The sequence below is a fragment of the Ornithinimicrobium pekingense DSM 21552 genome (assembly GCF_000421185.1).
Classification (GTDB): domain Bacteria; phylum Actinomycetota; class Actinomycetes; order Actinomycetales; family Dermatophilaceae; genus Ornithinicoccus; species Ornithinicoccus pekingensis.
The window spans coordinates 141,971-161,604 of record NZ_ATWJ01000001.1; the positions used below are offsets into that span (position 1 = coordinate 141,971).

17 protein-coding genes and 1 riboswitch are annotated in these 19,634 nt (G+C 74.6%); of the genes, 8 read left to right on the forward strand and 9 right to left on the reverse strand.

Annotated features, from left to right (window positions below):
* Positions 1-69: 69 nt before the first annotated feature.
* Entirely contained in the window at positions 70-975 is a 906-nt protein-coding gene (locus K330_RS0100730; RefSeq protein ID WP_022919945.1) for an ABC transporter ATP-binding protein, read from the forward strand.
* A complete protein-coding gene (locus K330_RS18180; protein ID WP_022919946.1) occupies positions 972-2,570 on the forward strand; it encodes an ABC transporter permease in 1,599 nt (532 codons plus the stop codon). The genes K330_RS0100730 and K330_RS18180 overlap by 4 nt, the downstream gene beginning before the upstream one ends.
* Here K330_RS18180 and K330_RS18185 read toward each other — a convergent pair.
* A complete protein-coding gene (locus K330_RS18185) occupies positions 2,557-3,576 on the reverse strand; it encodes a lysylphosphatidylglycerol synthase domain-containing protein (protein ID WP_022919947.1) in 1,020 nt (339 codons plus the stop codon). The genes K330_RS18180 and K330_RS18185 overlap by 14 nt on opposite strands.
* Before the next feature lie 116 nt (positions 3,577-3,692).
* On the opposite strand from K330_RS18185, the gene K330_RS0100745 reads away from it, so the two are divergent.
* On the forward strand, positions 3,693-4,523 hold the full coding sequence (locus tag K330_RS0100745; protein WP_022919948.1) for a SurA N-terminal domain-containing protein: 831 nt from the start codon (positions 3,693-3,695) through the stop codon (positions 4,521-4,523).
* Here the strand turns inward: K330_RS0100745 and K330_RS0100750 are convergent.
* The 3 genes from K330_RS0100750 to K330_RS0100760 all read right to left on the reverse strand — a co-directional run bounded on the left by K330_RS0100750 (position 4,507) and on the right by K330_RS0100760 (position 8,615).
* On the reverse strand, positions 4,507-5,460 hold the full coding sequence (locus K330_RS0100750) for a hydroxymethylglutaryl-CoA lyase (RefSeq protein WP_040657527.1): 954 nt from the start codon (positions 5,458-5,460) through the stop codon (positions 4,507-4,509). The genes K330_RS0100745 and K330_RS0100750 overlap by 17 nt on opposite strands.
* A 59-nt stretch (positions 5,461-5,519) precedes the next feature.
* Positions 5,520-6,113 carry a hypothetical protein gene (locus K330_RS0100755; protein ID WP_029202167.1) on the reverse strand — a complete coding sequence of 198 codons (594 nt, stop codon included), beginning with the start codon at positions 6,111-6,113 and terminating at the stop codon, positions 5,520-5,522.
* A 144-nt stretch (positions 6,114-6,257) separates the two neighbouring features.
* Entirely contained in the window at positions 6,258-8,615 is a 2,358-nt protein-coding gene (locus K330_RS0100760) for a glycoside hydrolase family 65 protein (RefSeq protein ID WP_022919951.1), read from the reverse strand.
* Positions 8,616-8,717: 102 nt separating this feature from the next.
* On the opposite strand from K330_RS0100760, the gene K330_RS0100765 reads away from it, so the two are divergent.
* Both K330_RS0100765 and K330_RS18190 read left to right on the forward strand, forming a co-directional pair.
* A complete protein-coding gene (locus tag K330_RS0100765) occupies positions 8,718-10,388 on the forward strand; it encodes a DNA repair helicase XPB (protein ID WP_022919952.1) in 1,671 nt (556 codons plus the stop codon).
* Between the two features lie 15 nt (positions 10,389-10,403).
* On the forward strand, positions 10,404-11,093 hold the full coding sequence (locus tag K330_RS18190) for an HAD family hydrolase (protein ID WP_022919953.1): 690 nt from the start codon (positions 10,404-10,406) through the stop codon (positions 11,091-11,093).
* Positions 11,094-11,142: 49 nt separating this feature from the next.
* On the opposite strand, the gene K330_RS0100775 is transcribed toward K330_RS18190, so the two are convergent.
* The 5 genes from K330_RS0100775 to ribD all read right to left on the reverse strand — a co-directional run bounded on the left by K330_RS0100775 (position 11,143) and on the right by ribD (position 15,600).
* Complete coding sequence (locus tag K330_RS0100775; RefSeq protein WP_022919954.1) at positions 11,143-11,910, reverse strand: hypothetical protein; 768 nt, start codon at positions 11,908-11,910, stop codon at positions 11,143-11,145.
* Positions 11,911-12,126: 216 nt separating this feature from the next.
* Positions 12,127-12,675, reverse strand: a complete 549-nt coding sequence (ribH, locus tag K330_RS18195) for a 6,7-dimethyl-8-ribityllumazine synthase (RefSeq protein WP_022919955.1) — start codon at positions 12,673-12,675, stop codon at positions 12,127-12,129.
* Entirely contained in the window at positions 12,672-13,904 is a 1,233-nt protein-coding gene (ribB, locus tag K330_RS0100785; RefSeq protein ID WP_022919956.1) for a 3,4-dihydroxy-2-butanone-4-phosphate synthase, read from the reverse strand. The genes ribH and ribB overlap by 4 nt, the downstream gene beginning before the upstream one ends.
* The gene (locus tag K330_RS0100790) at positions 13,901-14,521 is read right to left on the reverse strand and encodes a riboflavin synthase (protein ID WP_022919957.1); all 621 of its coding nucleotides are present in this window, start codon (positions 14,519-14,521) and stop codon (positions 13,901-13,903) included. Before K330_RS0100790 ends, ribB begins: the two co-directional genes overlap by 4 nt.
* Before the next feature lie 2 nt (positions 14,522-14,523).
* Positions 14,524-15,600, reverse strand: a complete 1,077-nt coding sequence (gene ribD / locus K330_RS0100795; protein WP_022919958.1) for a bifunctional diaminohydroxyphosphoribosylaminopyrimidine deaminase/5-amino-6-(5-phosphoribosylamino)uracil reductase RibD — start codon at positions 15,598-15,600, stop codon at positions 14,524-14,526.
* A gap of 121 nt (positions 15,601-15,721) precedes the next feature.
* A riboswitch (FMN riboswitch) is annotated at positions 15,722-15,848 on the reverse strand.
* A gap of 172 nt (positions 15,849-16,020) precedes the next feature.
* Here ribD and K330_RS0100800 point away from each other — a divergent pair.
* The 3 genes from K330_RS0100800 (at position 16,021) to K330_RS18200 (ending at position 19,634) form a co-directional block, all read left to right on the forward strand.
* The gene (locus K330_RS0100800) at positions 16,021-17,256 is read left to right on the forward strand and encodes a M14 family zinc carboxypeptidase (RefSeq protein WP_022919959.1); all 1,236 of its coding nucleotides are present in this window, start codon (positions 16,021-16,023) and stop codon (positions 17,254-17,256) included.
* 103 nt (positions 17,257-17,359) lie between these two features.
* Positions 17,360-18,073 (forward strand): response regulator transcription factor, encoded by a 714-nt coding sequence (locus K330_RS0100805; RefSeq protein WP_022919960.1) that lies wholly within the window; start codon positions 17,360-17,362, stop codon positions 18,071-18,073.
* A gap of 34 nt (positions 18,074-18,107) precedes the next feature.
* Complete coding sequence (locus K330_RS18200; RefSeq protein WP_022919961.1) at positions 18,108-19,634, forward strand: sensor histidine kinase; 1,527 nt, start codon at positions 18,108-18,110, stop codon at positions 19,632-19,634.

Sequence of the window (19,634 nt, forward strand, 5' to 3'; positions counted from 1 at the left end):
GGATCAACGGTATGCGGTCCCCCTCCCGGATCCTCCCACGGGGGCGGGGCCGGGCGTAGGCTCCGGGACGTGGGCGTCATCGAGATCCGCGGCCTGGTCAAGCGGTTCGGCTCCACGGTGGCCCTCGACGGGCTGGACCTGGTGGTCGAGCAGGGGGAGATCCACGGTTTCCTGGGCCCCAACGGGGCGGGCAAGTCCACCACCCTGCGGATCCTGCTCGGCCTGCTGCGCGCCGACGGCGGCTCGGCACGGGTGCTCGGGGGCGACCCGTGGGCGGACGCCGCGCAGCTGCACCGGCGACTGGCGTACGTGCCGGGCGACGTCACCCTGTGGCCCGGGCTGACCGGAGGTGAGGTCATCGACCTGCTGGGTCGCCTGCGCGGCGGCCTGGACGAGCGCCGGCGGGCCGAGCTCGTCGAGCGCTTCGACCTCGACCCCCGGCGGCGCAGCTCCACCTACTCCAAGGGCAACCGGCAGAAGGTCGCCCTCGTCGCCGCGCTCGCCTCCGACGTGGAGCTGCTGCTCCTGGACGAGCCGACCTCGGGGCTGGACCCGCTCATGGAGGCGCAGTTCCGCGAGGTGGTGCGGGCCGGCAGCACCGACGGGCGGACCGTGCTGCTGTCGAGCCACATCCTCTCCGAGGTGGAGCACCTGTGCGACCGGGTCTCGATCATCCGGGCCGGCCGCACCGTCGAGACCGGCACGCTGAGCGAGCTGCGGCACCTGACCCGCACCCAGCTCGACGTCGAGCTGGCGGTGCCGGTGCCCACCGAGCTCGTCTCGGCGCCCGGCGTGCACGACGCCCGGCTGGACGGCCACCGCCTGACCTGCCAGGTCGACGACGGGGCGCTCGGTGACGTCCTGGCGCGCCTGAGCCCGTTGGGGATCCGCTCGCTCGCCTCGTCGCCGCCGACGCTGGAGGAGCTCTTCCTGCGCCACTACGACCGGGGCGGCGGGCGGGAGCCGCGGCCGTGAACGGCCTCGGCGCGCTCGTCCGGCTGACCCTGCGGCGCAACCGGTGGTTCTACCTGGCCTGGGTCCTGGCCCTGGGGGCCATGGTCCCGGCGACGGCGGCCGCCTACGAGACGCTCGTCGGTGGCCTGGCCGGTGACGGGGCGCTGGACCTCATGGCCGCCAACCCCACGATGCGGGCCATGCTCGGGCCACCGACCGACCTGACCACCCCTGGTGGCTTCACGGTCTGGCGGGTCGGCACCTTCGTCGCCACCGCCGCCGGGGTGATGGGCCTGCTCGGCGTGGTGCGCGGCACCCGCGCCGACGAGGAGGCGGGGCGGACCGAGCTGCTGCGCTCCGGCGTCGTCGGGCGGCACGCCCCCCTCACCGCCGCCGTCGTCGTGGGCCTGGCCGCCTGCGCGCTGCTCGGGCTGGTGGTCACCGCGGGGATGAGCGCGGTCGGCGAGCCGGTCGTCGGCTCGCTCGCCCTCGGCCTCGGCGTGGCGCTCGTGGCCGCCTCCTTCGTCGGCGTCGGCGCCCTCACCGCCCAGCTCACCTCCTCCGCGCGGGCCGCCCGCGGCCTGGGCCTGGCGGTGCTGCTCGCGGCATACCTGCTCCGAGCCGTCGCGGACGCCGCCCCGCAGCACTCGGTGACCCGCGGCCTGGCCTGGCTGTCCCCGGTGCAGTGGATGGCCCTGGCCCGCCCCTACGCCGGGGAGCGGTGGGTGGTGCTCCTGCTGCCGGCGGCGCTGACTGCGCTCCTCGTGGCGGCGGCGTTCGCGCTGGAGTCACGCCGGGACCACGGCTCGGGGCTGTGGACGGTGCGGCCGGGTCCGGACCGCGCCCGCCCGGGGCTGCTGTCGACGACCGGCCTGGCCTGGCGGCTGCAGCGCGGCGTGGTCGCGGGGTGGCTGGCCGGGCTGGCGGTCCTGGCGCTGGCGATGGGGTCGCTGTCGGGCACCTTCGACCAGATGGTCCGGGAGGTGCCCCAGCTGGCGGTCGTGCTGCAGCGGCTGGGTCAGGGCACCGACCGGCTCGTCGACGCCTTCTTCGTGGCGCTGCTGGGGCTGGTGGCCGTGCTGGTGGCCGTGGTGGGGGCCCAGCTGTGGGAGCGGCTCGGCGCCGAGGAGGAGCGCGGTCACGCCGAGCTGCTGCTGGCGACCGCGGTGCCGCGCACGCGGCTGGCCCTGTCCCACCTCGCCGTCGCGGTGGTCGGCAGCCTGGTGCTGCTGGTCGCCTTCGCGGTGCTGCTGGCGGTGCCTGAGTCGGTCAGCCGCGGCGACGCCGGACCGGTCGGCTCCACGGTCGGCGCCGCGCTGGCGCTGGCACCCGGCAGCCTCCTCGTCGTCGGACTGGCGGTGCTGCTGCACGGCTGGGCGCCCCGGCTCGGCTGGCTGGTCTGGGTCGTCATCGCCTGGTCGTTCTTCGTCGTCTGGGTCGGCTCGCTGCTCGGCCTGCCGGGGTGGCTGGTCAGCCTGACCCCCTGGGACCCGCTCCCGGCGCTGCCCGTCGAGCCGATGGACTGGCCCGCGGTCCTGCTCGTCACCGGCGCCGCCGCCGCGCTCATGGCGCTGGGGGTGTGGGGCTACCGGCGCCGGGACCTCAGACTGCCCTAGGGTCGTGGGACTGGCGCTTGGCGACCGCGAGCGCCACGCCGGCGCCGGCCAGGTCGCCCGCGGTGACCAGGACGCGGGAGAGCAGGACCACGACGAGGACGCCACCGGGGTCGAGCACCGGGGACAGGGCCAGCCCGAGGACCGCCTCGCGCGCGCCGACGCCGGCGGGCAGGAAGAACAGGACGGAGCCGACGATCCAGGCCGCGGCGTAGCCGCCGACCGCCAGGCGCAGCGACGTCATACCCGGCTCGGCCCCGACCGCCACCGCCAGGGCCAGCACGAGCGCGCCGAAGGCGACCCAGGACAACGCCGACCACGCGCAGGCGACGGCGGTGGTCCGCAGGTCGATGCGCTCGACGACGGGCTCCTGCCGGGTGACGCGCAGCATGGTGGCCAGCACCCGGTCGAGGACGACGGGCAGGACCAGCACGAGGGACAGCGGCGCGAGCACGACCAGCCAGCCGCGGCCCTCCAGCGGCGTCCCCTCGACGCCCGGCATCGTCAGCAGGGCCAGGGCCCCGCCCACCACGGCGGACAGCAGCGCCCCGACGAGCAGGCTGCCGACGGTCCGGCGGCGGGCCACGCCCCGGTCGTGGCCGAGCTCGGCGGACGCGGCGAGGTTCCACACGCCGCCGGGGATGTACTTGCCGACCTGGCCCACGAGGTAGACCACGCCGGCGTCGCGGACACCGAGCGGCGCCCCGAACCCCGCGGAGACCGACCGCCAGGACATGGCCGCCAGCAGCACCCCCACGAAGGACAGCACCAGCGCCACGAGCACCAGGGGCCAGGACGCGCGGTGGAGCGCCCGGACGACGGGCTCCCACTGCAGCACCAGCGCCACGACGGCGGCGCCCACCGCGAGGATCACGAAGCCGCGCCTGACCCACGGCGCGGCGAGCAGCTTGGGCAGCCGGGACAGCGCCGACCGGGCCCACGACCGACGGCCCGCGCCGGCGGCGCTCTCGCCGGCGACGGGCTGGTGGCGCGCGCCGGGATCCGTCATGACTCGTGAGCGTATCCGCACCGGGCCGGAGGGCGGCGGACCTCGGCCGACCTGCTGGGAGAAGTCTGCGTGCGGGCTGGGACGGGCACCCAGGCGGGCCTCATAGCGTCGCGACGATGCGACGCACACTGCTGACCACCACCGGCACCGACCGCAGGACCTCCGGCGCCGTCAGCGCCCTGACGCTGGCCGGGGCCCTCGTCCTCGGTGCCTGCTCCACCGAGGACGCCGGGCCCGACGCCGGCGGCACGTCCACCTCGACCTCCGACGCCGCGTCGTCCACGGCGGGCGACGAGGCCGCGGCGACCGGTGCCGCGGGCGAGGACGCCGCGGGGGCGACCGTCGACGTCGAGGCCCTGCCGGACCCCGTGGCGGAGGTCAACGGCGAGCCGATCGCCAAGGCCGAGTTCGTCGAGGTCTTCGAGCAGCAGCGGGACGCCGCCCAGCAGACGCCGGAGGGTGGCGCCGCGATGGCCGAGGTCGCGCTCCGCGACGCCGTCCTCGACTCGCTCGTGAGCAACGCGCTGATCGCCCAGGAGGGCGAGCGGCTGGGGCTGGAGGCCGACGAGGAGCAGGTCGACGCCGAGATCGCCTCGATCGCCGAGCAGAGCGGCATCGGTTCCAGCGAGGAGTTCCTCACCCTGCTCGCCGAGCAGGGCGTCGACGAGGAGCAGGTGCGGGAGGAGGCCGCCCGGCTCGTGGTCATCGACGGCGTCGTGGCGGAGCGCGGCGACGTGGAGCCGCCGACCGACGAGGAGGTCCGGGCCTACTACGACGAGCTGGCCGGCGGCGAGGGTGCGGCCGCGGCCGAGGATGCCGGCCTGCCGGCGTTCGAGGACATCGAGGAGATGCTGGCCGAGCAGCTGGCCCAGGAGCGCGAGAACGAGGCGATCACCGCGATCCTGGCGGACCTGGAGGCCGAGGCGGAGATCACGCGTCACCTGTGACGCCGGCGAGGGCGCGCACGACGCGCGAGGGCGAGGGCCGGCCGAGCCGCCCGGCCATCCACACGCTGGTCTCGACCAGGGCCTGCAGGTCTGCCCCGTGCGCGACCCCGAGACCGTCGAGCGCCCACACCAGGTCCTCCGTCGCGAGGTTGCCGGTCGCCGACCGCGCGTAGGGGCACCCGCCCAGGCCCCCGGTCGAGGCGTCGACCACCGTCACACCGCGCTGCAGCGCGGTCAGGGTGTTCGACAGCGCCTGGCCGTAGGTGTCGTGGAAGTGGACGCCGACCTGGTCGGGCCCGATGCCTGCGTCGTCGAGGGCGTCCAGCAGGCGCAGGACGTGGCCCGGGGTGCCGACGCCGATGGTGTCGCCGACGGAGAGCTGGTCGCAGCCCAGGTCCATGAGCCGTGAGCACACGTCGACCACCTGATCGACCGGCACCGGCCCCTCCCACGGGTCGCCGAAGCACATCGAGACGTAGGCACGCACCCAGGCCCCGGCGTCCAGCGCCCGCTTGACGACCGGGGCGAACATCTCCACCGACTCGGCGACCGAGCGGTTGAGGTTCTTGCGGGCGAAGGTCTCGGTGGCGCTGCCGAAGACGGCGACCGAGGTGACGCCCTTGTCCAGGGCGCGGTCCAGCCCGCGCTCGTTGGGGACCAGCACCGGACGCTGCTGCCCGGTCCCGACCGGGCCCAGCAGGTCGAGCAGCTCCTCGGCGTCGCCCAGCTGGGGCACCCACCTCTGCGGGACGAAGCTGGTCAGCTCGACGGTCTCCAGCCCCGCGGCCAGCAGCCGCCGGACGAACTCGGCCTTGACGTCCACGGGGACCACGGCCAACTCGTTCTGCAGCCCGTCGCGGGGGCCCACCTCGTAGATGGTCACGCGCTCGGGCATCCCCGGCATCGGCTCCGTCATCGGCAGGCCTGGAGTGGTCATGGCCCCATCCTCCCCCACCGGTGCGCCGGGCCGCGTCCGCCGCCGGCCGGAGCCCCGCCTCAGGAGCGGGTCCGCTCGCCGGCGAGCTCCTGCAGGCTCCTGGCCAGGGCGGCGAGCGGGGGCGGGACGCTCTCCGCGGGCAGCGCCGCGGCCATCTGCCGCGCGAGCAGGATCTTGCGCCCGCTCGCGACACCGGCGAACCGGTGCAGCCGCTCCCGCACCGGCCGGTCGGCCCAGACCCGCTGTCGGCTGAACGACCGGAACCGGTGCCCCAGCCCCGCCCGCTCGAGGAGCAGCAGGCACCCCTCCACCCCCAGGGCGCGGATCAGCTCCTCCTCCAGGTCACGGCGGCACACGAAGAACCCGTGCTGCGCGAGGTCTGCCCCGTCACCGGCCTCGACCCCCTGCTGCTGCAGCGCCCGGGCCACCACCCACGACTCCGCCTCGTCGCACAGCCCGAGCACCGGCCAGGAAGGGCGGTCGGCGCGGGCGGCGCGCAGGTGCGCCGCGGTGTTGGTGACCCCGCCCATGTCCACCAGCCGGTATGCCGTGCGCGGCACCCGCGGCGCGCACCGCCCGAGCACGGCCCCCAGCGCGGCGACGTCGCTCGGCCCCTCCAGGAGCACGAGCACAGGACCGGCCTCTGCGCGCATGGTCCGACCATCGTGCTCCGAGGCCCGGGCGTCGGCCACCCGTTTCGCGTGCACACCACGTCCCCGGTCGGGGGTGGAGCGTGCGCGCCACGTCCCCGGTCGGGGGTGGAGCGTGCGCACCGCGTCCCCGGTCGGGGGGTGCGGTCAGGTCGTGGGCTCGCGCCCCATGGGCTGGGTCGGCTCCGGCAGCAGCGGCGTCGGTGCTCGCAGGGGCACCTGGGCAGGTCGGTCGGCGGTCACCTGCACGGGGGTGCCGTCCACGACCACGGTCACGGGCCCCTCGCCGCCCCGGAGCGTGACCGTCGTGCCGTCGCGGGTGGTCTCGACGTGCAGCAGCCGGCCGCGCCAGGTGACGCGGAACGCCACCCGGTCCAGGGCCTGCGGCAGCACCGGCGCCAGCTCGAGGTCCGCACGGTCCTCGCGGAGGCCGCCGAACCCCGCCGCGACGGCCAGCCAGGCCCCGGCCACGGCGGCCAGGTGCAGACCGTCGGCCGTGTCGCCCTGGACGTCGCGCAGGTCGACCATCGCCGCCTCCCGCAGGTAGCGCAGCGCCAGGTCGGGGTGCCCCGCCTGGGCGCACACGACCGCCTGGACCGCCGCGGAGAGGGAGGAGTCGCGCACGGTCCGCGCCTCGTAGTAGTCGAGGTCGCGGGCGACCTCCTCGTCGGTGAAGTCCTCACGGCACCACCACAGCGCCTGCACGAGGTCGGCCTGCTTGAGCACCTGCCGGCGGTAGATCTTGGCGTAGTGGTGGTGCTCCTGCAGCGGGTAGGAGTCGCGGTGGTCGGCGAAGCGCCACTCGCGGTAGGTGGTGAACGACTCGTTCATCGGGTGCACGCGACGCGCCTCGTCCCAGGGCACGTGGACCGACGCCGCCGCGTCGCGCCACCCCGCGACCTCCTCGGCCGTCACCCCCATCTCGCCGGCGAGCCCGGTCTCGTCCTCGGCGGCGTCGGCGGCCCACAGCAGGTTGCGGCGGGCCATGAGGTTGGTGAAGACGTTGTCGTCGACGACGCCGGTGTACTCGTCCGGCCCGGTCATGCCGAGCAGGTGCCAGCCGCCGTCGTCGTCGCGGTGGCCCATCGACATCCACAGCCGGGCGGTCTCGACGAGGATCTCGAAGAGCCGAAGGTCGGCGAACGGCTCCCCGGTCGCGTTGCGGTGCAGCCAGAACGCCCGGCAGATGTCGGCGTTGACGTGCATCGCGGCGGTGCTGGCCGGCCAGTAGGGCGAGCACTCATGACCGTCGACGGTGCGCCAGGCGAAGGTCGCCCCCTGCAGGTCGAGGACGTCGGCCCGGTGGCGGGCCTCGTCGAGGGTGCCTGCGCGCCAGCGCAGCAGCCGCTCGGACACGTCCGGGCGCAGCAGGGTCAGCGCCGGCACGACGAACCCCTCGATGTCCCAGAAGGTGTGCCCGTCGTAGCCGAGGCCGGACAGCCCCTTGGCCCCCACGGGGGCGTCGCTGATGAGCGCGGCGGAGCAGAAGAGCTGGAACAGGCAGTAGCGCAGCGCCTGCTGCAGCGCCAGGCTGTCGTCGCCGTCCACCTCGACGTCGGCGGTGCGCCAGAAGTCGTCCAGGACCTCGCGCTGCGCGGCCGCCAGACCGTCCCAGCCCCGGTCCAGGCCGGAGACGACCGCGGCCTCGGCCGCGTCCATGACGTCGTCGGCGTCGCCGTCGCGCTGCCAGGCGTAGCCCAGCACCTTGGTCAGGACGAGCTCCTCCCCCGCCTCCAGGGATGCCGTCACGGTCGTGCGCACGCTGTGGTCGTGGGACTCGGTGCCCACCTCGGGCGCACCGTCGCCGTCGGCGTGGACCTGGTGCCCGACCGCGGCTGCGACGACGATGCCGGAGGACCGCGTGCGCGCCACCATCGCCCCGCCGTCCTCGCCGCAACGCTGGTGCAGCACCTCGAAGGGCTCGGCGAGCGCCTCCTCGACCCGGGGGTCGCCCTTGGTGACGGAGGGCCGGTCGACCAGGCCCGCCAGGTCCGAGCGCAGGACCAGGTGCGCCGGGCCGTCGACGGCGCGCACGGCATACCGCAGGGCGCAGACCGACCGCTCCGCCAGCGAGACCAGCCGTCGAGACGTCACCTGCAGGGTGGTCCCCGAGGGCAGCACCCACTCCACCTCGCGGTCCAGGGTGCCGGTGCGCAGGTCGAGGGTGCGCGTGTGCCGCTGCGGATGCACGCTCCCGACGTCCATCGCCGTCCCGTCCGCGAGGAGCCGGACCACCGTGCCGTCCGCCACCGACACGATCGCCTGGCCCTCGTGCGGGTCGCCGTAGCCGCGCTCGGGGTAGGACAGGGGGTAGTGCTCGAAGACGCCCGAGAGGAAGGTGCCGCGCTCCTGCACGGGGCGGCCGTCCTCCAGCGTCCCCCGCAACCCGACGAAGCCGTTGGCCAGGGAGAACAGCGTCTCCGACACCGCCAGCCGTTCGGCGGTGACGTCCACGACGGGCTCGGTGACGCGCCAGGGGTCGACGTCCAGCTCGGGTGCGCTCACGATGCACTTCTACCCGCTGGGGCGCTCGCGCGCGAGCCGGGCACGGGGCCGGGGCGCGCGGCCGGAGGAATGTCCGGCCCACGGCATACCGTTGACCCCACGATGAACGGCCCCCTGATCGTCCAGTCCGACAAGACCCTGCTCCTCGAGGTCGACCACCCCGACGCCGAGGCGGCGCGGCGCGACATCGCGCCCTTCGCCGAGCTCGAGCGTGCCCCCGAGCACATCCACACCTACCGGGTGACGCCGCTGGGGCTGTGGAACGCGCGTGCCGCCGGGCACGACGCCGAGCAGGTCGTGCACGCCCTGATCACGCACAGCCGCTACCCCGTGCCGCAGGCGCTGCTGGTCGACGTCGCCGACACGATGGCCCGCTACGGGCGGCTGACGCTGGACAAGGACGACGAGCACGGGCTCGTGCTGCGCACCACCGACCGCGCGGTGCTCACCGAGGTGCTGCGGCACAAGAAGATCAAGCCGCTGACCGGCGAGAAGGTCGACGACGACACGGTCGCCGTCCATCCGTCGGAGCGGGGCCACCTCAAGCAGGAGCTGCTCAAGGTCGGCTGGCCGGCGGAGGACCTCGCCGGCTACGTCGACGGCGAGGCCCACCCGATCGACCTCGATACCACCTCCGGCGGTGGCTGGTCGCTGCGGCCCTACCAGCAGCAGGCGGTCGACGGCTTCTGGGACGGCGGCTCCGGGGTCGTGGTCCTGCCGTGCGGCGCGGGCAAGACCCTGGTCGGCGCGGGCGCCATGGCGCGCAGCTCGACGACGACGCTCATCCTGGTCACCAACACCGTCTCGGCACGCCAGTGGCGCGAGGAGCTGCTGCGGCGCACGTCCCTGACCGAGGACGAGATCGGGGAGTACTCCGGCGCCCGCAAGGAGATCCGCCCGGTCACCATCGCGACCTACCAGGTGCTGACGACCAAGCGCAAGGGCGTCTTCCCGCACCTGGACCTGCTCGACGCCCGCGACTGGGGCCTGGTCGTCTACGACGAGGTGCACCTGCTGCCGGCCCCGATCTTCCGGATGACCGCCGACCTGCAGGCGCGGCGCCGTCTCGGCCTGACCGCCACGCTCGTGCGCGAGGACGGCCGGGAGTCCGAGGTCTTCTCCCTCATCGGCCCCAAGCGCTACGACGCCCCGTGGAAGGACATCGAGGCGCAGGGCTACATCGCCCCGGCCGACTGCGTCGAGGTCCGGGTCACGCTGCCCGAGTCGATGCGGATGGCGTATGCCGTGGCCGAGCCGGAGGAGCGCTACCGCTTCGCGGCCTGCGCGCCGGCCAAGGACGACGTGGTCCGCACCCTCGTCGAGCGGCACCGCGGTGAGCCGACCCTGGTCATCGGGCAGTACCTCGACCAGCTGGCCCAGCTGTCGGAGTCGCTGGACGCCCCGCTCATCACCGGCGAGACCTCGGTGGCGCAGCGCCAGGAGCTCTTCCGCCAGTTCCGCGAGGGCGAGATCGACCTGCTGGTGGTGAGCAAGGTCGCCAACTTCTCCATCGACCTGCCCGAGGCGTCGGTCGCGATCCAGGTGTCGGGCACCTTCGGCTCCCGCCAGGAGGAGGCCCAGCGCCTGGGCCGCGTGCTCCGGCCCAAGGGCGACGGCCGCACCGCGCACTTCTACACCACGGTCGCGCGGGACACCGTCGACGCGGACTTCGCCGCGCACCGCCAGCGTTTCCTCGCCGAGCAGGGCTACGCCTACCGCATCGTCGACGCCGAGGACCTGGGCTCGCTCGACGCGACGCCTGCCGCGGGCTGAGGTGGGATGGGGCCTATGACGTCGCCCTCACCCGCCCGGCACGACACCGTCATCGTCGACGTCGACGGCACGCTGGCCGACTCGACCTACCACCACGCCCTCGCCTGGGCGCGCGCCTTCGCCCGCGTCGACCTGCACCCGCCGCTGTGGCGCATCCACCGCACGATCGGGATGGGCGGTGACAAGCTCGTCGCCGAGGTGGCCGGGGAGGACGTCGAGCGCGAGCACGGCGACACCCTGCGCGAGGCGTGGGAGGAGGAGTATGACGAGCTCCTGCCCGAGGTGGGGCTGCTCCCCGGCGCCCGCGAGCTGGTGCTCGCGCTCGTGGGGCGCGGCCTGACCGTCACGCTGGCGACCTCCGGCAAGGAGCGCTTCACCCAGCACGTGCTCGGCCAGCTCGACCTGCCGGAGGGCACGCTCGCGGCCCGGACCAGCAGCGACGAGGTGGAGCAGTCCAAGCCCGCCCCCGACCTGCTGGCCAGGTCGCTGGAGGAGTCGGGCGGCACGTCCGCGCTCGTGGTCGGTGACACCACCTACGACGTGGCCGCCGCGGCGAGGCTGGGCATGCCCTGCGTCGCGGTCCGCACCGGCGGATTCGGCGACCAGGAGCTCCTCGACGCCGGGGCGGCCGCGGTCGTCGACACCCCCGCCGACCTGCTCGACGAGGACTGGGGCCGGTTGCTGACGGTCCAGCCGCCGGGGTAGGCAGCGACGCGAGGGCACGGCGCGAGGGCTGGACCCGGGGTCCCCGCGGTCAGGACGACCGCTCGTGCTCCCGCGGCGGGGTGAGACCTGTGAGATCTGTCGTCTCACGGGTCCGGGGGACCGCGAGCAGGGCCACGAGCAGGCCCCACAGCGTCACGCCGGTGCCCCAGACCACGCTGCCCATCGCCCCCTCGCGGTCCGGGTAGGCCAGCTCGGCCATGCCGATGTAGACCGCAGAGAGGCTGACGGCCGCCCGCAGCAACGGCCGACCGGTCGCCCAGAGGGCCAGGGCGAAGGACCCGAGCACGAGGGCGAGGCCGGTCGCCCCCTGCACCGGCCAGTGCTCGACCCCCTGGGTCACCGAGCCCAGCACCCCCGCCCGGGAGCGCTCGAGGGCGAACCCGGCATAGGGCACCCACAGCAGGAGCCCGGCCGCGGCGACGGCCAGCAGGTCCGGACGCACCTGCGGCCGCTGCCCGGACGGGATAGGGGGCCGCCCGAGCAGCCACCACAGGACCAGGGCCGAGACGACCACCCCCAGCGCCACCGGGAGGAGACGCCAGTCGGCGCCGGCGACCGCGCCGGCGAGCAGGCTGACGGCGCAGATGCCCAGCTGCAGGAAGGCGGGCCACGGCGTGTGGGGGCGGACGGCCACCCAGAGGTGGGCGCCGGCGACGAGGAAGGTGAACAGCGCCCCCCAGCTCGCCTCGAGCGGCACCTCCCACTCGTACTGCTGGTCGACCCAGCCGGGCAGGGTGAGCAGGTCGATGACGCCCATCATGAGCACGCAGGCCGCGAGCGCCAGGGCGACGGCCACCCATCGGGCGGCGGCGTGCGGAGAGCTGCTGGGCCCGTCCGGACCACCCTGGTGCCGAGTGCCCCACCTCGGTCGGCGTCCACCACGGGGAGGGCGCCCGAAGTGGGGCACTGGGCGAGCAGTCACCGGATCCCGCGCCCTCCGAGACCGGTGTGCCTGGTCGTCGGCCCCGGCCTCTGCCTCCTCGCGCCGCGTCATGCGGACCGAGGCTATCCCTCAGGCCGGGTTGAGCGGGCCGTCCACGTCGACCGGCAGCTCCCCGGGGCCGGCGGGCGCGGTCGGCGTCGTCCCGGTCAGCACGCCCTGCAGTGCCAGCACCGTGGCCACCGCCGCCGTCGCCGCCTCGTGCCCCTTGTCCTCCGAGGAGCCCTCGAGCCCGGCCCGGTCCAGGGCCTGCTGCTCGTCGTCGCAGGTCAGCACGCCGAAGCCGACCGGCATGCCGGTGTCGACCGACACCCGGGTCAGCCCGTCGGTCGCCGCCGAGCACACGTAGTCGAAGTGCGGCGTGCCGCCCCGGATGACCACGCCCAGGGCGACGAGGGCGTCATACTCCCCGGTCCGGGCGAGGCGGGCGCAGGCGACCGGCAGCTCGAAGCTGCCGGGCACGCGCACCTCGGTGACGTCCGTGACACCGGCCTCGGCCAGCCCCCGCCGGGCGCCGTCGAGCAGCCCGCCCATCACCTCGTCGTGCCAGGACGCGGCGACGACCGCCACCCGCACTCCGGCCGCGTCGACGGACAGGGTGGGTGCTCCGGCCTTGCTCATGCGGTGCTCCTCATCGGGGTGGTGGCGGGTATGGCGTGGGGCGCGTGGCCGAGCTGCTCGGCCTTAGTGCGCAGGTAGGCGTGCGACTCCGGCGGCGGGGCCGTGCGGGAGGGCTCGGTCGCCGCGACCGTCAGGCCCAGGCCGGACAGGGCCGCCGCCTTGTCCGGGTTGTGGGTGATCAGCCGCAGCGGGCGGCCCGCCAGCCCCAGGTCGTGCAGGATCGCGGCGCCGGCGGAGTAGTCGCGGGCGTCCACCGGTAGCCCCAGCGCCTCCTGGGCGGCGACCGTGTCCAGGCCGGTGTCCTGCACCGCATACGCGCGGAGCTTGTCGAGCAGGCCGACGCCCCTGCCCTCGTGCCCGCGCAGGTAGACGACGACCCCGCCCTCGGTGGCCACCCGCGCCAGCGCGTCGTCGAGCTGCGGGCCGCAGTCGCAGCGGCGCGAGCCCAGGGCCTCGCCGGTCAGGCACTCGGAGTGCAGGCGGACCAGGGGCTGCGGGCCGGGGTCCGGACGGCCGACGAGCGCCAGGTGCTCGGCACCGGTGACCAGGTCGCGGTAGCCGTGCACGAGCAGCTCGCCGTGCGCGGTCGGCAGCACGGTGGTCGCCTCCCGGCGGACGGAGTCGTGCACGAGCCGGTGCGCCACGAGGTCGGCGATCGTGATGACGGGCAGGTCGTGCTCGGCACCCAGGGCGAGCACCTGCGGGCCGCGGAGCATCTCGCCCTCGTCGTCGACGAGCTCGGCGATCGCCGCCACGGGAGCCAGGCCGGCCAGGCGGCACAGGTCGACGGCGGCCTCGGTGTGCCCGCGGCGGGCGAGCACTCCCCCGTCGCGGGCCCGCAGCGGGACCACGTGGCCCGGCCGGCGCAGGTCGCCGGCCGTGGTGCCCGGCTCGGCGAGCAGGCGCAGGGTCCTGGCCCGGTCACCCGCGCTGATACCGGTGGTGACGCCGGTCGCGGCGTCCACGGTGACCGTGTATGCCGTGCGCAGCAGGTCCTCGTTGTCCTCCACCATGAGCGGCAGCTCGAGGCGGTCCGCCAGGTCGCCGGGCAGCGGCGCGCACACGTAGCCGGAGCTGTGCCGCACGGTCCAGCCCATCCAGGCCGTCGTCAGCGTCTCCGCGGCGAGGATGACGTCACCCTCGTTCTCCCGGTCGACGTCGTCGAGCACGAGGACGGGGCGGCCGGCCCGCAGGGCCTCGAGCGCGTCGGCCACGGTGCTGAAGCTCATGACGTCACCTCCTGGTCGACCCGGCCGTCGGCGAGCATCGACTCGACGTACTTGGCCAGCACGTCGACCTCCACGTTGACCTCGTCGCCGGGGCGGCGGGCGCCCAGCGTCGTCAGCTCCAGGGTCGTGGGGATGAGGCTGACCGAGAAGGTGTCGTCGGTGCGGTCCGACACGGTCAGGGAGACACCGTCGAGGGCGACCGACCCCTTGAGCACGACGTAGCGCCTCAGCTGCGGGGGCAGGGCGAAGGTCACCACCTCCCACCGCTCCCCCGGCTCGCGGGAGAGCACCGTGGTGGTCGCGTCGACGTGTCCCTGGACGATGTGGCCGCCGAAGCGGGCGTGCGCGCGCATGGCGCGCTCGAGGTTCACCGCGTCGCCCGGGCGCAGCCGGCCGAGGGTCGAGCGGGCGAGCGTCTCGGCCATGACGTCGGCGGTGAAGCCGTCGGCGGTGCGGGTGGTGACGGTGAGGCAGACGCCGTCGACGGCGATGGAGTCACCGTGCCGGGCGTCGGCCGCGACGGTCGGGGCGTGGACCTCGATCACGCTCGACTCCGCGTCCTCGCCGTCCGTGCGGGCGGTCAGGGTGCCGAGCTCCTCGACGATGCCGGTGAACATGGTCAGTCCTCCTGGGGGGACGGGGTGGGCACGAGCGTGTGCTCGCGCGCGGGGTCGGGGGCGGGGTCGACGGCGGGGGCCGTCGGGACCAGTCGCAGGCGCACGTCCGGGCCGACGCGGGCCAGGTCGACCAGTCGCAGCCGCGCGGCGTCACCGATCGTGGTGATCCCCAGGTCGGGGACGCCGGTCGGACCGGCCCCCAGCAGCACTGGCGCGACGTAGACGAGCAGCTCGTCGACGCAGCCGGCGGCCCAGAAGGCCCCGCCCAGGGTCGGGCCGCCCTCGAGCAGCACGGTCCGCGCGTCGTGCTGGGCCAGCGCGCGCAGCACCTCGTGGGGGTCGTGCGTGCGCAGGTGCAGGGCGGGCGACGGAGCTTGCGTCAGGCGCGAGCCCGGCGGCAGGTCACGGCGCCCCACGACGACCCGCAGCGGCTGGTCGGCCAGCTCCTGGCCCTCCGTGTCACGGGCGGTCAGCGCCGGGTCGTCGGCGAGTGCGGTGCCGGTGCCGACCACGACGGCGTCGACCTGCGCCCGCAGGGTGTGGGCGTCGGCGCGGGCCTCCGGGGAGGTGATCCAGCGGCTGGTGCCGTCGGCCGCGGCGACCCGGCCGTCGAGGCTGCCGGCGATCTTCCACGTGACGTGCGGGCGTCCCAGGGCCGCGGCCCGCGCCCAGTCCGCGACCAGCGCGTAGGCCCCGGCGTGCGGGACGTGCTCGACCGGCAGGCCCTGCCCGCGCAGCCAGTCCGCTCCCCCGGTCGCGCGCTGGGTGGGCTCGGGCACGGCATACACGACCCGGGCGACGCCCGCCTCGAGCAGGGCCCGGGTGCAGGGGCCGGTGCGGCCCACGTGGTGGCAGGGCTCGAGCGTCACGTATGCGGTCGCGCCGCGCGCCCTCCCCCCGGCGGCGGCCAGCGCGGCGGCCTCGGCGTGGGCCGTGCCGGCGCCCGCGTGGTGGCCCTCGGCCACGACCTGGCCGTCGGGGGCGACCAGGACGCAGCCCACGCGCGGGTTGCGGTCGCGGGCCGGCCCCCGCAGGGCGCGGGCGACCGCCCGGTCCAGGTAGTCGTCGGTGCTCGTCACCGGATCCTCCGTCTCGTCGTGCTACCCCGGAGGGCGTGGGAGACGGGGCGGCGACAGGGTCTGACGCGTGAGGTCGCCGGGACCACGTAGGTCCGCGACGCCGGCGGCAGGCCGTCGACGCTCGCGCTGCCTCCCATCCGGACTTTCACCGTCGGTCCCGGAGTTGCACCGGGTCAGCCGGCCGCTGGCTGCGGTCGGGTCGCGGACTGTCACCGCCGGCTCGGAGTTTCACCGACCCCGGAGCGCGTGTCGTTGGCTCAGGATCCTAGCAGCCGCGCAAGGGGGTCCGGCCGGCTCGGGACGGGTCCACGGCGCGACCCCGGGTCTTGAACGAACCTTGACCGAGCGCTTGCCCTGCCTTGACCCATGCCTGCCTAGGGTCGGTGTACAGCCGTTCACTCATCGTCGAGGAGCCCTTCCATGTCACGTCCCGCACCCACCGGCCGCCGCTCGGTCGCCGTCACCGCCACCGCCGTCCTGGGCGTCGGTCTCGCCGGTCTGACCACCGTCCCGACGGCCTCGGCGGCCGACCCCGGCCACGCCTCCGGCACCTGCAAGACGCAGAACGACGCCGTGGGCGGGTGGACCAGCTACCCGCAGCTGCTCACGGAGCTGGAGCGCATGGAGCGCACCAGCCAGGGCAAGGTCGACGCGTTCAGCATCGCCACGACCTTCCAGGGCCGGGACGTGATGGCTGCCCGCGTCGGCACCGGTGACAAGGTCGCCCTCATCACAGGCGCCATCCACGGCAACGAGCGCACGGGCGTGGAGTCCCTGCTGCGCATCGTCGACCAGCTCGGCTCCCGAGGTGACGCGGCGACCCAGCAGCTGCTGTCCGAGGTGACGCTCGTGGCCGTGCCGATGCTCAACCCCGACGGGCTCGAGCTCAACCAGCGCGTCAACGACATCACCTGGGACGACGTCGTGGCCCAGAACCCCCAGCTCGAGGGCGCTCCGCCGGCCTGGTACTACCGCTCCGGCACCACCCGGTCCAGCGCGGGCTTCGACCTCAACCGCGACTTCCACCCCGACCTGGACTACGTGCCGACGGCCGCCGACCTGCCGGGCAACACCGTGGACCCGGGCTTCTACCTCAACGCCGAGTCCCAGGGGCTGCGCGACCTCTACGTCGACCTGCACGAGGAGTTCGGCGAGGTCGACGTCGTGGTCGACCTGCACCACATGGGCCCCTGCTCGATCACGACCGGCGGGCCGCAGGACGGCAAGCCGATCACGGTCACCGTGGACTACCCGCCCCTGGGGGTCAACGACGGCGCCGCCTACCTCGAGGAGTACCCGCTCCTCGACCAGGACAAGTCGCGTCGCTACGCCCTGTCGGTGATGGACGGCATCACCGGCTCCTACGGAGCCCAGTCCCCGCTGGCGGGGGTGGGCCGGTACGTCCACTTCGAGTCCCGCGAGTTCGCCGGGCAGGGCCGTTCCGCCTTCGCGCTGAACGGGTCCGCCTCGGTGCTCTTCGAGGTGCGCGGCCAGTCCAACACCTTCGGGCAGAAGATGAAGGGGATGATGACGACCGCCGTCCAGACCGGCGTGCTCTCCATGCTCACCGCCATGGCTGACGGCACGGTCGAGACCCTGGACGGGGACGACTTCTTCGACTACCCCGACTACGGCTGGGACACCGTCGCGGACTGACGGGCTCGTCGGCGGCCCCGGCCCCCACCTCGTGGGCGGGCCGGGGCCCGCGCGCCCAGCGCCCACCCAGCCGACTCCCAGGCAACAGGCGGACAGTGGACGTATGAGTGCAGCCAGCCCCAGCGAGCCGGAGGCCACCCTGCTGGTGGTCGAGGACGAGACCAACATCCGCGAGCTGCTCACGACGAGCCTGCGGTTCGCGGGCTTCGAGGTGCACGCCGCCCCGGACGGACGCACGGCGCTGGAGCTGGCCGCCCGGCACGACATCGACCTGGCCGTCCTCGACATCATGCTGCCCGACATCGACGGCTTCCAGATCACCCGGACGCTGCGCGACGCCGGGCGCGACATGCCGATCCTCTTCCTCACGGCCAAGGACTCCCTGGACGACAAGGTCAAGGGGCTCACGGTCGGCGGCGACGACTACGTCACCAAGCCGTTCAGCCTGGAGGAGGTCGTCGCGCGCATCCGCGCGGTGTTGCGCCGCACCCGGGTCGTCGACGAGGAGGACGACCACCTGCTGCGCGTGGCGGACCTCGAGCTCGACGAGGACAGCCACGAGGTGCGCCGCGCCGGCAAGGTCATCGAGGTCTCCCCCACCGAGTTCAAGCTGCTGCGCTACCTCATGCTCAACCCCGGCCGGGTGCTGTCCAAGAGCCAGATCCTCGACCACGTCTGGGACTACGACTTCCGCGGCGAGATGAACATCGTGGAGTCCTACATCTCCTACCTGCGTCGCAAGATCGACGTGGTCGGCGAGCCGCTGATCCACACCAAGCGCGGCGTGGGTTACGTGCTGCGGGCCCCGCGCGACTGAGCGGTTCCCCATCTCCTCCGACGACGCAGCCTCCGTGACCCCTCCCGGCAGCCTGCGCGACAGGGCCTACCGGTGGCTGCACAACATGTCGCTGACCAGGCGTCTGGTCGCGGTGGTGGTGCTGCTCGTGCTGGCCGCCTACCTGCTCACCACGTCCGTGACGATGACCATGCTGCGCGGCTACCTGGTCGACCGGGTCGACGGTGACCTCGAGGCCTACGCGGACCCGCTCGCCCGCAGCACGGTGACCCAGCTGCTCGGGCCCAACGACGAGTCGGTGCTGGAGCGACGGGTCTTCGTGCCGCCCAACCCCTACTACGTCATCTTCACGCCCGTCGGCGAGGAGCTGCCGGCGCGCGACCTGGTCTTCCCCTTCCAGCGCCTCGAGCAGAGCCGGCCCGACCTCGACCGCATCCCGGTCGACGACCCCCGCATCGGCTCGAACTTCACGGTCGACGCCGAGGACGGGGACGGCGAGTGGCGCGTCCGGGCCCTGCGCATCACCGACGGTGAGCGCAGCGCGGGCACGATCGCGGTCGGGCTGCCGCTGAACACCGTCGACAGCACGGTCCGTCAGCTGGTCGGGCTGATCGCCGCGATCGGGCTGACGACCTTGGTGCTGGTGGGGGTCCTCGGCTGGTTCGCCGTGCGCCGGGCCTTCCGGCCGCTGACGCGCATCGAGGACACGGCCGCCGCCATCGCCGCGGGCGACCTGACCCGCCGGGTCCCGCCGCGGGCGGCCCACGACGAGGTCGGCTCGCTGTCGCAGTCGATCAACCGGATGCTCGCGCAGATCGAGCACTCGTTCTCCGTGCGCGAGGCCTCCGAGCAGCGGATGCGCGACTTCGTCGCCGACGCCTCCCACGAGCTGCGCACCCCGCTCGCCACGGTCAAGGGGTATGCCGAGCTCTACCGGTTCGGCGCGGTCGCGCCGGACGACGTGGGCGGCGCCATGCGACGGATCGAGGACGAGGCGAGCCGGATGACCCGTCTCGTGGAGGACCTGCTGACGCTCACCCGCTTCGACTCCGAGCCGAGCCTGTCCCCCACGCGCGTCGACCTGACGGTGCTCGCCAGCGACGTCGTCCAGGACGCCCGGGTGCGGGCCCCGGAGCGGCACGTGGCCCTGCAGCCGCTCGAGGGCTCACCGGGCGGCACCCTGCCGGTGGTGGTCGGCGACGACGGTGCGCTGCGCCAGGTCCTGACCAACCTCGTGGCCAACGCGCTGACGCACACCCCGGCCGGCACGCCGGTGGAGGTCGCGGTGGGGACGGTTGCGGACCGGGTGGTGGTCGAGGTGCGCGACCACGGTGCGGGCCTGTCCGACGATGCCGCGCAGCGGGTCTTCGAGCGGTTCTACCGCGCCGACAAGTCCCGCAGCCGCGCCTCCGGGGGCACGGGCCTGGGACTGCCGATCGCCTCGGCCATCGTCGCGCGCCACGGCGGCACGGTCCGGCACCTGCCCACGCCCGGTGGCGGCGCCACCTTCCGCATGGAGCTGCCCGGGGCGCCGGACCGCGACGCGGTCGACGACGGGCGGGACCTGGACGACGACGGCTGA

What these genes read in the sequence shown, in the direction of transcription:
- K330_RS0100745 (WP_022919948.1), top strand. Translation starts at nt 3,693, where the DNA reads ATGCGACGCACACTGCTGACCACCACCGGCACCGACCGCAGGACCTCC.
- K330_RS18190 (WP_022919953.1), top strand. Translation starts at nt 10,404, where the DNA reads ATGACGTCGCCCTCACCCGCCCGGCACGACACCGTCATCGTCGACGTC.
- ribH (WP_022919955.1), bottom strand. Translation starts at nt 12,675, where the DNA reads ATGAGCAAGGCCGGAGCACCCACCCTGTCCGTCGACGCGGCCGGAGTG.
- K330_RS0100790 (WP_022919957.1), bottom strand. Translation starts at nt 14,521, where the DNA reads ATGTTCACCGGCATCGTCGAGGAGCTCGGCACCCTGACCGCCCGCACG.
- K330_RS0100755 (WP_029202167.1), bottom strand. Translation starts at nt 6,113, where the DNA reads ATGCGCGCAGAGGCCGGTCCTGTGCTCGTGCTCCTGGAGGGGCCGAGC.
- K330_RS0100750 (WP_040657527.1), bottom strand. Translation starts at nt 5,460, where the DNA reads ATGACCACTCCAGGCCTGCCGATGACGGAGCCGATGCCGGGGATGCCC.
- K330_RS18185 (WP_022919947.1), bottom strand. Translation starts at nt 3,576, where the DNA reads ATGACGGATCCCGGCGCGCGCCACCAGCCCGTCGCCGGCGAGAGCGCC.
- ribB (WP_022919956.1), bottom strand. Translation starts at nt 13,904, where the DNA reads ATGAGCTTCAGCACCGTGGCCGACGCGCTCGAGGCCCTGCGGGCCGGC.
- K330_RS0100800 (WP_022919959.1), top strand. Translation starts at nt 16,021, where the DNA reads ATGTCACGTCCCGCACCCACCGGCCGCCGCTCGGTCGCCGTCACCGCC.
- K330_RS0100765 (WP_022919952.1), top strand. Translation starts at nt 8,718, where the DNA reads ATGAACGGCCCCCTGATCGTCCAGTCCGACAAGACCCTGCTCCTCGAG.
- K330_RS0100805 (WP_022919960.1), top strand. Translation starts at nt 17,360, where the DNA reads ATGAGTGCAGCCAGCCCCAGCGAGCCGGAGGCCACCCTGCTGGTGGTC.